Raw genomic sequence first — 14860 nt, 5'->3', positions numbered from 1 at the left:
AGGCTAAGGTAGGAGTTTTTTATTTCTGATTGTTTCATTAATAAATTGACAACCCAAATATTATGAAAACGAAATTAATTTACCTACTTACCTTTTTTGCCCTTTTTATTTTTACTTCGTGTGAAGATGAAGCTGTATTTAACGATAATCCAAACGAGCAAGAAATTATTGTTGCTAACTCTGCATTAACAGAACTAATGCTTTATGCATCTGCAAACGATGGTTCACTTGATGATGTATTAGACAATGCTAATTGTTTAGCAATTAACTTACCAGTAACCATAGTCGTTAATGGTATAACAATTACAATTAGTACACTAGAAGACTTACAACTTATTGAAGCATTATATAATGAATTTGAAAATGATGTAGATACTCTAGAATTTTTGTTTCCTATTACTATAATTTTAAATGACTATACAGAAGTTGTTATTGAAAATGAAGAGCAATTAAACGTTTTTATTGAAGATTGCTCAGAAGAAGTAGAAGTGATAGAATGTGTCGATTTTCAGTATCCAATTTCATTTTCTATTTACGATTCTGAATTTCAAATTATTGATACAATCACTATTGAAAATGACGAAGCCTTATATACTTTTTTAAACGGATTAGATGATGATAATGATGGCGTAGTATTAGCAAGTTTAAACTTTCCAGTAACATTAGTTTATGCAAATGGAGAAACATTAGAAGTAAATAATAATCAAGAGCTTGAAACTGCTATTAATGAAGCAGAAGACGATTGCGAAATACAAGAAAATGATTGTACTGAAGATGAGCTTTCAATGTATTTGCAAGAGTGTTTTTGGAGCTTAGTTTCTTTTAATGGAGATGATAATTATTTAGAGTATGAATTCCATTTTAATGAAAACGGAACTTTTCAAATCATCAATGGTGATACAACAGTTGCTATAGGCGGAAACTGGGAAACATCTTTAAGTGCCAACGGTTATCCAGAATTGGTAATTAGTAACTTAACTGCTTTTTCTGAAGATTTAGAAGGAAGTTGGATTGTAGTTGAATGTGATGATGATAGATTTGAACTTATTAGAGAAACTGAAGGAAACACAACTACAATTGTATTAGAAAAAGAGTGTGAAGACGATATCGATTGTAGCGCACAAGAAATTAGCGCGTATTTACAAGAATGTATTTGGTATGCAGGTACAAACTTATATGATAATATAATAGCAGATACTTTTGAGTTTACTCAAGATGGTATTGTCGTTATTACTAATCCTCAATCAAGCGAACAATTAACAGGAACATGGTCAGTAATTTTAACAGGATCAGGTGTTTTTGTTGCCCTAGATCTACCAGAACCTTATAATGTAATTTCATTAGATTGGTTGGTTGTTGAGTGTAGAGAAGATAGAATAGAAATGCATAACGAAGCTAACCATTTGGTTTTTGAAAGAGATTGTAATGTTGCTATGTATGATTGTGAAAACTTACAAGCTAATATAGGCGATGTTTGTTATGTCGAAAATCAACAAGGTGTTATTAATGCAAATTGCGAATGTGAAGTAGAAGTTACAACAAACCCTTTTGAATGCTTTGAAAGTTTTAACGCAGAACTAGTTGCTTGTAGCGATAATAACGATGGTCATGCCCTATTTAATCTTACTGTAGCTTATGCTAATTGTACACCTGAAGCAGATGTTGTAACCTATTATGAAACATTGCAAGATGCTCAAATTTATGTAAATCCAATACCTAATCCAGAAGCATATACAAATACTACAAACCCTCAAACTATTTATGTAAGAGTTGAAATAGGTGATGCAGTTGGAATTTTTGAAATACAATTAATAGCAGAAAATTGTAACACAAGTTGTAGTGAAACAGATGTTGACGCCTTTTTATACGATTGCATTTGGAATATTGTAAACTACAACGGAAGTGATGATTTTATAATGTATAATTTAGATTTCGAAACCAATTCAGGTATCGTCGTAATTTATACAGCTACAGAAACAATTGATGCATTTTGGTCTACATCACAATCTAATGATGGTGTTATTGTAGAGTTTTCAAATGTAGCAGGTGCAAACATACAAGCTATAACAGGTAATTGGTTAGTTGTAGAATGCGAAGAAGATAGATTTGAATTACACAGAAATAATGATATCATGGTCTTAGAGAGAGATTGTAATTAATTCATTAAAACTGAACCGCTAGTTTTAGTTTTAGTTTTTAGTTGGTTAAAAAAGGGTTGCTTTGCCATAGCAACCCTTTTTTTATGCTTTAATTTATGAGACTTAACTTTATAAATACATCACAATTCTTTAACTTTGCAACTTTCAAAATTTAAATTAAAATATGTTTAATAATTTAAGTGATAAGTTAGATAAAGCCCTACATGTATTAAAAGGACATGGTAGCATAACAGAAGTTAATGTTGCAGAAACTTTAAAAGAAGTACGTAGAGCGCTTTTAGATGCCGATGTTAACTTTAAAATTGCCAAGCAGTTTACTAATAAAGTAAAAGAAAAAGCACTTGGTCAAAACGTATTAACAACCTTACAGCCAGGACAATTAATGGTTAAGATTGTTAAAGACGAACTTACAGAGCTTATGGGAGGAGATGCAGAAGGCATTAATCTTTCTGGTACACCAAGTGTCATATTAATGTCAGGTTTGCAAGGTTCTGGTAAAACAACCTTTTCTGGTAAACTTGCTAATTATCTTAAAAATAAAAAAACAAAAAAACCTTTATTAGTTGCCTGTGATGTGTATCGTCCTGCAGCAATTGATCAATTGCATATTGTTGGAGAACAAATTAATGTCGAGGTTTATAGTGATAAAGGTAATAATGATCCTGTAGCTATTGCACAAGCTGGTATTGCTCACGCAAAAGCTAATGGTCATAATGTAGTGATTATTGATACAGCAGGTCGTTTAGCTGTTGATCAAGCCATGATGGACGAAATATCTAACGTTCATAAAGCAATTCAACCACAAGAAACATTATTTGTTGTGGATTCTATGACAGGTCAAGATGCTGTAAATACAGCAAAAGCCTTTAATGATATCTTAAATTTTGATGGTGTTATTTTAACAAAATTAGATGGTGATACACGTGGTGGAGCAGCAATCTCAATTAAATCTGTTGTAAATAAACCAATTAAATTTATTGGTACTGGTGAAAAGATGGAGGCAATAGATGTCTTTTATCCGTCACGTATGGCAGATCGTATTCTTGGGATGGGAGATGTTGTATCTCTTGTAGAAAGAGCTCAAGAACAGTTTGATGAAGAAGAAGCTAGAAAGCTTCAAAAAAAGATAGCCAAAAACCAGTTTGGATTTGATGATTTTTTAAAACAGATTCAACAAATCAAGAAAATGGGAAACATGAAAGACCTTATGGGCATGATTCCTGGAGCTGGAAAAATGTTAAAAGATGTCGATATAGATGACGATGCTTTTAAAGGTATTGAAGCAATTATTCATTCAATGACACCTTCAGAAAGAACAAATCCTTCAATTATAAACGCAAGCAGAAAAAAGCGAATTGGTAAAGGTTCAGGAACTTCGGTTCAAGAAGTAAATCAACTTCTAAAACAATTTAACCAAATGAGCAAAATGATGAAGATGATGCAAGGCGGAAAAGGAAAAGCAATGATGCAAGCTATGAAAGGCATGAGATAAAATCTCATGCTTTTTTATTTATACTAACAACACAATACAAAACCATGACAATTTTAGACGGAAAAAAAGTAAGTAATGACATTAAAGATGAAATTACCGAACAAGTCAAAAAAATGAAAGCTAAAGGCGAAAAAGTGCCACATCTTGCTGCAGTAATTGTTGGTAATGATGGTGCAAGTTTAACCTATGTTGCTAGTAAAGTACGTGCTTGCGAACGCGTTGGTTTTGAGTCTACAATGGTGCGTTTGTCTAATACAACTAGTGAGATAGAATTGTTAGATAAAATTGAAGAATTAAATGTAGATGATAATATAGACGGATTTATCATTCAGTTACCATTGCCACCACAAATAAATACGCAAAAAGTATTAATGGCTGTAGACCCAAGTAAAGATGTAGATGGTTTTCACCCTGAAAACTTCGGAAAAATGGCATTAGATATGAGTACATTTATTCCTGCTACACCTTTTGGTATTTTAGAACTTTTAGATCGTTATGGTGTGGAAACCAAAGGAAAACATACAGTAGTTATAGGAAGAAGCCACATCGTTGGACGACCAATGAGTATTTTAATGGGAAGAAAAGGGTTTCCGGGAAATTCAACAGTCACTTTAACCCATAGTCACACAAAAAATATTACTCAAATTACGTCGCAAGCAGATATCATAATTTCGGCTCTTGGAGTACCAAATTTCTTAAAAGCAGAAATGGTAAAAGATGATGTTATAATTATAGATGTTGGTATTACGAGAGTTCCAGACGAAACATCTCCTAAAGGATATATTATTACTGGAGACGTAGATTTTGATGCTGTAAGTAAAAAAGCAAGCTATATAACTCCAGTACCAGGTGGCGTTGGACCAATGACTATTGCTATGCTACTTAAAAACACATTACTTGCACGTGAGCAAAGAATGTAATCTTTTATAAATAGCTATATTGCAATATGCAGATGATAGCAATTTCTAGATTTTTTCTATTACAAAGAGTAAGCATTGGTAGTTTAGAACATCTGACACCAATAATTGTTGCAGCCTTATTCTCAATTTGGTTTATTAGGAGAGCTAAAAAACTTCAAAGCTTAGACCAGCAACAAAAAAATTTACATTGGTTTGCAATAGGTGTATCTCTAACTGTTGTATGTTTTCATTTGTATCAAATCTTTAATACCAATTATAATGTAAAAACAGATTTACCTTTATATTTATGTAGTCTGTTAGCATTACTGATTCCTCTTTTTACATACTATAGAAAGTATTGGATGTTTGAGGTTTTAGTATTCTTAATAATTTCAGGGACTTTACAAGGTGTCATAACACCAGATATTCCAGAAGGCTTTCCTAGTTTCGATTATTTTAGATATTGGGTAGTCCACTTAGGACTTCTAATCATCATTTTTTATGCGATTTTCGTTTTTAAAATGAAACCAAAGTTTAAAAGTGTCTTTAAATCATTTTTTGTACTTCAATTTTATGTGCTTATTATAATAGCTACCAATTATATGTTAGATGCTAATTATTTTTACTTAAATAAAAAGCCGGAATCGGCGTCGTTATTAGATTATTTTGGCGATTGGCCATATTATATAATTGTAGTGCAAATTATTGTAATTCCACTTTTTATGCTTATTTATTTGCCATTTTATATCTTTAAAAAGCAGAGTAAATTGCATTAAAACCTGAATTACTCTAGTTAGTTGAATTATAAATGATTAAAATTCTATGAAATTAAAAAAGTAGGATTAGTACTACGACTAAAATCTCTTCAACTTAAATTTTTGTGAATGAGCTAAAACAATAATTTCATCTATTTTTTTTATGTAACTTTAAAACTGTAAAGTACAATTTGCATTCCCTTAAGTATTTTATATAATAGCATTTTATTTGGTTGATTAATAGCTATATCAACCCAAGTTTACACTAACAATGTAACCGTATTATGTTTGGTTTTATTAATTAAATCCAATCATTATGAACAACTTTGCTATTACTTCATGTCAAAACTTATTAAAATGTTGTACAAATTCTTTTGTATCCTTAATTCAAGTCAAAAAACAGTTACTGTTCTTTTTGACTTTTTTGTTTTTATTTGGGTCTTATGTTAACGCTCAGTACTGTAATTCTTTTGGAGATGCTACTGATGGGTATTTTACATTAACTAGACTGGTTCAATTTAATACCATTAATAATCCTTCTCCTAATGTAGATAACGATTATTCTGATTATACAGGAATGTCAACAGATGTTTCACAATCAGCTACATATGAATTAACGGTTAATGTAAATACAGACGGTGATTTTACTGTTCATTCTTTTGCTTGGATAGATTGGAATCAAGATGGAGATTTCAATGACTCAGGAGAAACGTACGACCTCGGATTTGCTGATGATAATAATGGGAATGAACCTGTTTCATTAGTGCCTTTGTCTATAACTGTACCCAATAATGCAGCTCTTGGGTCAACTAGAATGAGAATTTCTACAAGATATAATACTAATCCAGACGCTTGTGATACTGATTTTGATGGTGAGGTTGAAGACTACTCACTTAATATTTTAGAAAATGATTGTGCCAATCCAATAAATGAGTCGCCTTCTTGTAATGCATTTAAAGTTATTGTAGTTTTAGATGAATCGGGTTCAATTGATAGTGCTCAAGGAGATGTAGAAGCCGCTGCATTAGCTTTAGCTAATGCTTTAAAAGATACAGGAGCACAATTAGCTTTTGTAGAATTTGCAACATCCGCAGATATACCAACTTATGGTGGCTTTACAGGTTATAATTTAGTGAACCAAGCATATATAGATGGTCTAAACCATCCTTCAACAGGTATCGTAGCTAGTTTTGGAGATCGCTCTAATACAACAGGTGAATTTACTAATTGGGAAGATGCCTTAAGAAAAGCAGTCACGCTTAACAATACAATGACAGCAGATATTGTGTTATTTATGACTGATGGAAATCCTAATAGATCTGTCAATGGTAGTGGTGATCCTACTACTTCAGGAGATCACGTTCTTGATGCTGTAGATGAAGCTTGTACTTTAAAACAATCTGGAGCACATTTATTCGCTTTAGGTGTTGGAGCAAATATTAATACTAATAATCTTATAGCAGTTACAGGACCAATTCTTGATGATGGACCAGGTGATCCAACAGAAACACCATTAACAGCAGATTATGGGTTAATTTCTTCTGGTGATTTAACAGCTTGTTTTTTAGATATAGCACAAAACTCTTGTAATAACGATTTACAATTAGATAAAACAGTATATGCTGGCCATGATGGAGATGGCTCTGGATGTAATGGGTTAAAAACAATTCCTAATCCTAACGATTCTAAAGTAACCTATTGCTTTACAATTACAAATGCTGGTCAGCAAACCATTAGCAATATAGATTTTAGTGATTTAGATATTAATATAGATGAAAATAATTTATTAAACGGACCATTTTTAACTACGATGACTTCTGGTCAAACAAAAACATATTATTATCCAACTACATTACCAGTAAATCAAATATTCCCTTTCAATAATACGGCAAATGTAACAGGAGAAACTCCAGGAGGTGCTCCTTTAAGTGATAGTAGTTCAGCTGAGGTAACAGAGTCATTGTGTAACCCAGAAGCTACGTGTAATAGTTTAGCAGATGTACTAATTGAGAGTTGCTTAGCAACGATTCCTTCAGAATATGATGCAGGAAACACAGATGCAGAAATCGCAGATATATTCTCAGGTGTAACAACCTGTGGAACCCCAGGAATTACACATTTAGATTCTAACTCTTCAGGTGATATTTGTGCTTCAGGAGCTACAATTACAAGAACATATTATTTAACAGATGATGGACAAAATATAGCAGAATGTCCAAGAAATTTTGTTTTCAATGCAACACCATTGAGTGTGAGCTGTCCAACAAACAATGTAGACTTACCAGCATGTAGTACAGAGCAAGAAATAGCAAATGCTTATGCAACATGGGCAGCAGGTTTTACAGTTAACGGTGGTTGTAATGCAGATTCAAATTTAGCACAGTTACCATCTTTACCAGCATTTGTATGTGGTGGTGGATTAGACTTTAGTTTTGAGTTAAGTGCAACAGACGATTGTAACACAACACCATTAACATGTAGTTCAAGCTTTAAAGTAGCAGCAGCAACACCATTGAGTGTGAGCTGTCCAACAAACAATGTAGACTTACCAGCATGTAGTACAGAGCAAGAAATAGCAAATGCTTATGCAACATGGGCAGCAGGTTTTACAGTTAACGGTGGTTGTAATGCAGATTCAAATTTAGCACAGTTACCATCTTTACCAGCATTTGTATGTGGTGGTGGATTAGACTTTAGTTTTGAGTTAAGTGCAACAGACGATTGTAATACAACACCATTAACATGTAGTTCAAGCTTTAAGGTAGCAGCATCAACACCATTGAGTGTGAGTGATGTACAAAGTACAGATGTAGATGCATGTCTTTATGAGACACAGCAAGAATTAGATGATGCATTTGCGTTATGGTTACAAGGTTTTGGATATATAGGAGGCTGTAATCCACAAGCAACAGGTTTAGAAGGCTTAACAGCACCAAGCTTATGCCCAAGTGATAGCTCAACACCAGCAACACAAGTTTGGATTAATGAACTTCATTATGATGACGATGGAGGTGATACAGGAGAGTTTGTTGAGATTGCTGGAACTGCAGGTTTAGATTTAACTGGTTATTCAGTAGAGTTTTACAATGGAAATGGAGGCGCATTATATACACCAACATTAGCTCTTACTGGAATTATAGATGATGAAGCTTCAGGTTTTGGAGCGTTATCGTTTTTAAGAGCAGGTATACAAAATGGAGCACCAGATGGCATGGCTTTAATTGCTCCAGATAATTCAGTAATAGAATTTATAAGTTATGAGGGTTCATTTATGGCTACTAGCGGAAATGCAAATGGTATGTCATCAACAGATATAGGTGTTACAGAGCCTGGATCGACACCAGAAGGAGAGAGTTTACAAAAAACAGGAACTGGAAGTGCAGGAGCAGATTTTGCATGGTCAGGACCATCAGCAGAAAGCCCAGGAAGTTTAAACTCAGGACAAACGCTAGAAGCACCTTCAGATGGTGGTAATTCTGTGTCAGTTACTTATACAGTTACAGATGATTGCGGAAGCCAAGATGATTTGGCAACATTCACGCTTATACCATCACCAGTATTAGAGGTGAGTTGTCCAACAGGTGTGTTGTTAGATTCGTCATCATCAGAAGCAGAGATATTAGCATCTTATAATTTATGGAAGGATAGCTTTGAGTATACAGGAGGCTGTGAAGTAGATGATAATATAGGTTCTATTCCACCATTACCTTCGTATGATTGTGGAACAGGAGTGAACATTAGTTTTGATTATATAGCAACAGATAGGTGTAATCCAAATGGGGTAACCTGTAGTTCAACATTTGTTGTACCAGGCGTAACAGGATTAACAGTAGCATGTCCAACAAATGTTGATTTACCAGCATGTACAAGTGCGGCAGATATTTTGTTAGCATATAATACATGGAAATCAGGCTTTGGTGTAAATGATGGCGATAATCCAACATCAAATATTGCAGATATACCAGCACTTCCAGCTTATGAGTGTAGAGTAGATGTAGATTTATCATTTACCTTAACGGCTTATGATGCATGTAATCCAAATGGAGTAAGTTGTACATCAACGTTTAAAGTAGGAGCAGCAGATGCATTAGCATTAAGTACAAAGCCAGACGATGTAATAACGGATGCTTGTGTAAATCCAGCAGATGAGTTTGCAGCATGGATACTTGCACTAGAAAATATGACAGCATCAGGCGGTTGTAATGCCGATGTTGAGTATTCAGTAGATTTAACAACACTTTCAGTTTTAGGGTATTGTAATACGTCCCCTCAAGTAGTGACAGTAGATATAAAGGCAGTAGACGATTGTGGTGAGACTTTACCAGTAACAGCAACCTTTACAGTTCCAGCTTACACAAATGATTTAGCACTAGTAGGAGATTGTCCAACAGACAATGAAGTAGATGGTTGTTCTACCAACGTAGAGATAGGAATAGCATTTGATATATGGAGAACAGCAGTGTTATCTAGCTTTAGTGCATCAGGCGGTTGTAATGCAGATGTAGAATATATAACAGATGTAGATGCGTTACAAGCACCAACACAATGTGGTGCTGTGGATCAAGTAGTGTCGATAGATGTTAAAGCAACTGATGATTGTGGAGAGACCTCAGTAACAACATGTAGTTTTACAGTTAGAGCATTTGAATCTACTTTAGTTTTAGATGAAGTAGCTCCAGAATCGTATCCATCATGTGATTATGCATCACAGATTGAATTAGATGCAGCATTCCAAGATTTCTTAGATAAGTTTGGATACACAGGAGGTTGTGATGCAACAGAAGGATTTGAGTCACAATATTTGGCGCCAGACTTATGTACAGGCGGAACCGTAAATGTTAAGTATACCGTTACAGATTTATGTGAAACTCAAGAAGAATTAGCGAGTTTTGAAATAGTACCATCACCAGTATTAGAGGTGAGTTGTCCAACAGGTGTGTTGTTAGATTCGTCATCATCAGAAGCAGAGATATTAGCGTCTTATAATTTATGGAAGGATAGCTTTGAGTATACAGGAGGCTGTGAAGTAGATGATAATATAGGTTCTATTCCACCATTACCTTCGTATGATTGTGGAACAGGAGTGAACATTAGTTTTGATTATATAGCAACAGATAGGTGTAATCCAAATGGGGTAACCTGTAGTTCAACATTTGTTGTACCAGGCGTAACAGGATTAACAGTAGCATGTCCAACAAATGTTGATTTACCAGCATGTACAAGTGCGGCAGATATTTTGTTAGCATATAATACATGGAAATCAGGCTTTGGTGTAAATGATGGCGATAATCCAACATCAAATATTGCAGATATACCAGCACTTCCAGCTTATGAGTGTAGAGTAGATGTAGATTTATCATTTACCTTAACGGCTTATGATGCATGTAATCCAAATGGAGTATCATGTACGTCGACTTTCTCGTATGATACAGATAAAACAGCACCGCTTATACCATCTGCTCCAGGAAGCTTGAGTATTTGTGCTAATGATGCAATTCCTGCTCAGGAAAATTTAACAGCATTTGATAATTGCGATGGAGAGATAATAGTTAGTCCTACACAGGAAATAGTTAACTTAGAAAATGGTTACAATATTGTTAGAGAATGGACAGCTGTAGATAGTTGTGGTAATGCATCAGATACGCAAACACAAATCATATTTGTAAATGATTTACCAGAGGTAGAAGCTGAAGCTCCAGTATGTGATGAAATTTTTGGAACATACTCTGTAGTTGTTAATGTATCAGAAGGTAATGTAACAACTGATATAATAGAAGCAGTAGCTACAAATAATAATAATGGAACTTGGACAATAAGTGAGATTCCAGTAGATACGCCAATTAATATCAAGGCAACAACAGCAGTTGGTTGTATGAGCACAATATTAGTAGAAGCGCCAAATTGCATATGTATTGAATTAGATTTTACATATACAGATGTGTCGTGTTATGGTGAGAATGACGGAAGCATAGTTATTAACTATGTAACTCCTGGAGCTATTATAACTATAAATGGCGTGACATATGATGAGTTTACTGATAGTTATTCTTATGGACCAGGTGTTTATACTATTATTGCTCAATTTAAAGAGAATACAGACGATAGATGTATTATTGAAAGAACGATTACCATTGAAGAGCCAGTACAAGTAGGTTTTGATTTCTCTTATACAGATATAACGTGTTATGGAGCAAATGACGGTTCAATAACAGTAACTAATTTAAGTGAAGGTGCTGAATTAACAATAAAGTTAAATGGCTTAGGACCAAATTTAAATGGGCAAGATTTGAGCCCTGGAACTTATATTATTGAAGCAACGTTACCAGATCCAGAATCTGAAACAATTATAGCTAACGGCTACCAGTTAAGAGCTGTTACACCTTGTAGTAAAACAAGAATAGTAACTATTTCAGAACCAGCAGAACTGACTTGCTTAATTGATGCTAATTTTAATATGAGTGATTTAGAATGTGTAGAAACATCAGAAACATATTTAACAGCATTATTTAATGGAGGAAATGGAAATGTAACTTATTTATGGGAATTGTTTGCTTTGAGTAATTCATGGTCAATTACATCAGATGAAACAGAATCTATAGTTTATTTTAAACCAGGGTTAGGAACTGCAATATTTAAGGTAACAATAGTTGATGATAATGGATGTATTTCAGAATGCACAATTCAAGTTGATTCAGGATGTAAGAAGAAATCAGTAAGAACCTCTAGTTCATCATTTTTTGATTTTTCTCCTATTGATGGCTCTAACACTCAAGCTCAATTTAAACAAAGCTCTTTAACTGTATATCCAAACCCAGTAAGAGATGTTTTAAACATTAAGTTTAATCATGAGATTAATGCTAAAATGAATGTTCAGGTATACAATTTAATGGGTAGAGTAATGTATAATAAAGATTACTCAGATTTTAATGGCGAAGAATTGAAAATTAATTTTTCTAAATTCCCTAGCCAGTTGTATTATGTTAAAATAGTAACTGATAACGGAACTGTAATTAAGAAAGTTGTATTAGATAAATAAATGTAAAATCATTGATTTAATAGCAGTTTTCAACACCTTTAACCATTTGGTTAAAGGTGTTGTTTATTATAATATTTTCTTTTAATCTTTTTTCTTTGTTATAGTGTAAATAGCGAAAACTTATGTGAAAATTACGGCTATACTTATGGTAATAATGCTTCTTGTGTGCATAATGGTTTAGCTTATTTTCTTTTACAATCAATTTTCCAAGTAGGATAAACAATAGTTTCAGTTTTATCTACCCATTCACCAATCCATTTGTAGCCTGATTTACTTATATCATAAAATGTTAATCTAAAAAAACCTTCAGTACCGTTAGGAGCTTTTTGGTCTTTATATAGAATGATTTTTCCATCCTTTTTGTTGCCTGTCCAAGTAGGAAGTGTATTAGGTATGCCTTTGCTAGAAAAAAAGTGAACATACCATTTGCTACTATCTGTATTAAATTGTCTAATACTACCTGAATGTGTTCCATCTGCTTTAAGTGTTTCGTCTTGTATAGCCATTCCGTTCATAATATATTTCCATCGCCAAATCATATCAATAGGGTCATTCCATGTACCATCTTGTTTTCGAGTTGTTGATTTACACTCGCACAAACCAATTAGAGCTTGGTAATCTTTTATTTGTTCAGGTGCTTTTGGATTTGCTTTTCCAAATGGTAGTTGTTCTGAGGCATCGTAATTATATTGAGCAAATACAAACGAAGACATTGTTAAGGCAAAACATAAGAGTAAACTTTTCATAATATATAGTTTTAAGTTGAATTCAAATCAACATAAAAGCTACACATAATGCTAGATAATTGCAGAGAGTACAGTTTTATTTGCAGTAAGCTTGGTTAAAGAAAACCAAATATTTTAGTTTAGAAAGTCTTTTACAGTTTTGAGATTACTTTTAGAGACTTGTATTTGTGTGTTATTTTTAAGAATAAGATTTGGAGTGCTGGCTAAGTTTAACTCTTTGGCTAGTTTCATGTTAACGATAGCTTTTCTATGTACTCTTAAAAAATGATGACTCAGTTTTTCGTCAAGAGCTTTTAGTGAGCTTCGCATTGTATAAGTTTCATTTGTAGTAGTGTGTACTTTTACACAATAATCGTCAGCTTCAATCCAGCAAATGTTTTCAACAGGAATTATTTTACGTTTGTTTCCTATTTTAATATTCAAAATTTTTGCTTCATCGTTTATGTTTGAGCTTAATTGCGTGTACAATTTTTTGTTAGTTAATTTTAATTCTGCAAGTTCTTGTACTTCAATTTGTAATTTTTCATTTATAAAAAACAAATATGAAATTATGGCAATAGCAATATAGCCAAGCGTATAAATAGGTGCTTTTTGATACATAAAAAATGGAGCATAATCTAAAAATAAACTTAATAAAGAAAAAGAATCACCTGAAGTATATATTTGGCTTATTGAAATTATTATAATATTTATAAAGACAAGACCAAAAATGACTAATAAAAGCTTTGATAGTCTGACTAAAGAAACAATTTTTGTTGCCATAGATTTTATATACCAAATAAGAGGAAAAGATAAGAGCATCCAAATAATCCATCTATAAGATTGGTTCTTTAAAATGGAAAAGAAAGTAACATCATCTGCTATAGTAAACCTTTTGATGTAATACAGTTGCTGAAATGTTTCAAAAATAATTGCAATAGTTAACACTAAAGCAATGATGATAATGCTTTGCTTTGAATTTGATATGCTTTTAAAGAGCTTAAACATTATTCAATAAGTGTTCTTTATTTTTTAGATGGTTTTGGAATATAATTTTTTACAGAATCTTCAATTAAAACCTGGAGCGATTTTAATTCATCGTTTGTTAATTCACGGTATTCGCCAATAGGCACGTCTAGTTTTATATTCATAATTCTAACACGTTTTAAGGTTTGTACCTCGTAGTTTAAATATTCGCACATACGACGAATTTGCCTATTGAGACCTTGAGTTAAAATTATTTTAAACTCATAAGTTCCTAACTTTTTAACTTCACATTTTTTAGTTGTTCTATCTAAGTCTTCTATATAAATTCCGCCAGCCATGCGCTCAATAAACGTTTGGGATATTGGTTTGTCTACAGTAACAATATATTCTTTTTCGTGATTGTTACTAGCTCGCAATATTTTGTTTACAATATCTCCATCATCAGTTAAAAGTATAAGACCTTCACTAGGTTTATCTAATCTACCTATAGGAAAAATACGTTTAGGGTAATTAATAAAATCAATAATATTGTCTTTTTCAACACGCGTATCTGTCGTGCAAACAATACCAATAGGTTTGTTAAAAGCTAGATATACAAAGCTTTCTTTAGTGTTTTTTATAAGTTGTCCATCAACATGAACTTCATCGTTTGGCGCAATTTTAGTTCCCATTTCTGGCACGACTCCATTTATAGTTACACGACCTGCATCTATAAGTCTGTCTGCCTCTCTACGTGAGCAATAACCTACTTCGCTTAAAAATTTATTAATTCGTTTTAAATTCTGTGCCATAACTTCAAAAGTACAA

8 protein-coding genes are annotated in these 14860 nt (G+C 33.0%); 5 read left to right on the top strand and 3 right to left on the bottom strand.

The window, feature by feature from the left end; translation table 11 throughout:
• Nucleotides 1-62: 62 nt before the first annotated feature.
• The 5 genes from BXY80_RS12280 to BXY80_RS12260 all read left to right on the top strand — a co-directional run bounded on the left by BXY80_RS12280 (nt 63) and on the right by BXY80_RS12260 (nt 12341).
• On the top strand, nt 63-2159 hold the full coding sequence (locus BXY80_RS12280; RefSeq protein ID WP_120202373.1) for a hypothetical protein: 2097 nt from the start codon (nt 63-65) through the stop codon (nt 2157-2159).
• 163 nt (nt 2160-2322) lie between these two features.
• On the top strand, nt 2323-3651 hold the full coding sequence (ffh, locus tag BXY80_RS12275; protein WP_120202372.1) for a signal recognition particle protein: 1329 nt from the start codon (nt 2323-2325) through the stop codon (nt 3649-3651).
• A gap of 44 nt (nt 3652-3695) precedes the next feature.
• Nucleotides 3696-4571: a bifunctional 5,10-methylenetetrahydrofolate dehydrogenase/5,10-methenyltetrahydrofolate cyclohydrolase gene (locus tag BXY80_RS12270; protein WP_120202371.1), complete on the top strand. Its 876-nt coding sequence runs from the start codon at nt 3696-3698 to the stop codon at nt 4569-4571.
• A 32-nt stretch (nt 4572-4603) separates the two neighbouring features.
• A complete protein-coding gene (locus BXY80_RS12265) occupies nt 4604-5326 on the top strand; it encodes a YwaF family protein (RefSeq protein ID WP_245977301.1) in 723 nt (240 codons plus the stop codon).
• Between the two features lie 295 nt (nt 5327-5621).
• Entirely contained in the window at nt 5622-12341 is a 6720-nt protein-coding gene (locus BXY80_RS12260; protein ID WP_120202368.1) for a GEVED domain-containing protein, read from the top strand.
• Nucleotides 12342-12523: 182 nt separating this feature from the next.
• Here the strand turns inward: BXY80_RS12260 and BXY80_RS12255 are convergent, their stop codons facing one another.
• The 3 genes from BXY80_RS12255 to rluF all read right to left on the bottom strand — a co-directional run bounded on the left by BXY80_RS12255 (nt 12524) and on the right by rluF (nt 14844).
• On the bottom strand, nt 12524-13087 hold the full coding sequence (locus BXY80_RS12255) for a hypothetical protein (RefSeq protein WP_162843313.1): 564 nt from the start codon (nt 13085-13087) through the stop codon (nt 12524-12526).
• 114 nt (nt 13088-13201) lie between these two features.
• Nucleotides 13202-14074, bottom strand: a complete 873-nt coding sequence (locus BXY80_RS12250; protein WP_120202364.1) for a LytR/AlgR family response regulator transcription factor — start codon at nt 14072-14074, stop codon at nt 13202-13204.
• Nucleotides 14075-14091: 17 nt separating this feature from the next.
• Nucleotides 14092-14844 (bottom strand): 23S rRNA pseudouridine(2604) synthase RluF, encoded by a 753-nt coding sequence (rluF, locus tag BXY80_RS12245; protein ID WP_120202363.1) that lies wholly within the window; start codon nt 14842-14844, stop codon nt 14092-14094.
• Nucleotides 14845-14860 lie beyond the last annotated feature (16 nt).

Origin of the sequence: Ichthyenterobacterium magnum (genome assembly GCF_003610635.1) — a bacterium.
In the GTDB taxonomy this organism is placed as follows: domain Bacteria; phylum Bacteroidota; class Bacteroidia; order Flavobacteriales; family Flavobacteriaceae; genus Ichthyenterobacterium; species Ichthyenterobacterium magnum.
The sequence above is the reverse complement of the archived record's forward strand: the minus strand, read 5'-3'. Positions and strand labels throughout refer to the sequence as shown.